The following is a 946-nucleotide window of genomic DNA, read 5'->3' as shown; positions in this document are numbered from 1 at the left end:
CGGCACAGGTTCTTCCAGGCCGTTGGGCAACTTGATGTTGGGCACGAGAATCTGCACGCTCGCCGGCTTTGCCAGCGTGAAGTCTTGCAATGCGGGCCGAAGCGCTTGCCAGCTTGGTTCCCACGTTGTCTGGATCGCAGCTGCCGTCGGGAGGTCCCGCAAGGCCACAGTTGGCGCCGAGCGCGCCTTCGGAAGTGGCCATGTTGCGGTAGCAGTATCCAAATCCGGATGGACGATGCGAAACGATTCGGCCAGTGCTGCCCGCAGCGTATGGTTGTCGGCCAGACGTGTACGGCGGTATGTGGCGGTGCACGACCCGGCGCTTGGTCGGCAGTCGACTTCCGTCAACCGCCAGCGCCCGGGCTCTACTGGTACCGTCAGGATGACATTGAGAAGTTCAGTCATGCCCGCGCCGCCCTGGGTCTTTACCGACTTAGCCCAAGCGCTGATAGCGCTTCCCCATAGCGCTTTGGCGTCGAAATGGGGCTGTGCCGCCTGGGCCTCTTCATGTAGTTTCGCCTGCCGTTCGTCCCACCAAGCGGATCCGTAATCCCATGCCTCGTAGGCGACGACCGCAGCTATGAGCACCCACCATATGGGCGACACCATGGACAGCCTAAAGGACGCCCTGCGCAAAGCAGACTGTCCATTCACATGTGCAGTGAGCTGTTGCAACGAGAACAAACGCGCTTGCGTGATGTAGTTGCTGTGGACCTGGTGTTCCCGGTAGCGCGCAGTCAGTTCTTCGACCGCGTTCTTTGCTTTTTCCTGGTCGGGGAATATCGTGTCGCCGCCCGTCTGCACCACCCCGTCGACGACCGCCGCCAACCATACGGATTGATCGGGGAGCGTGCATGCAACGATATGCGTGCCATGTCGATGCATCTGCGCAAAAGCAGCGGCGCCAGAGAAAAGCGTTGCTCTGCTCTTTGCACGCGTTTCGCTT

At 60.7% G+C, this 946-nt stretch carries 1 protein-coding gene; it reads right to left on the bottom strand.

Translation table 11 applies throughout. From position 1 onward, the window contains the following. Positions 1 to 946, bottom strand: a 946-nt coding sequence (locus tag HV765_RS31650) for a type IV pilus inner membrane component PilO (RefSeq protein WP_175172204.1), incomplete at both ends; no start/stop codon positions are given.

This window comes from Achromobacter kerstersii, from assembly GCF_902859595.1.
GTDB classification, from domain to species: domain Bacteria; phylum Pseudomonadota; class Gammaproteobacteria; order Burkholderiales; family Burkholderiaceae_B; genus Achromobacter; species Achromobacter kerstersii.
This window is presented reverse-complemented; position numbering and strand designations above follow the sequence as displayed.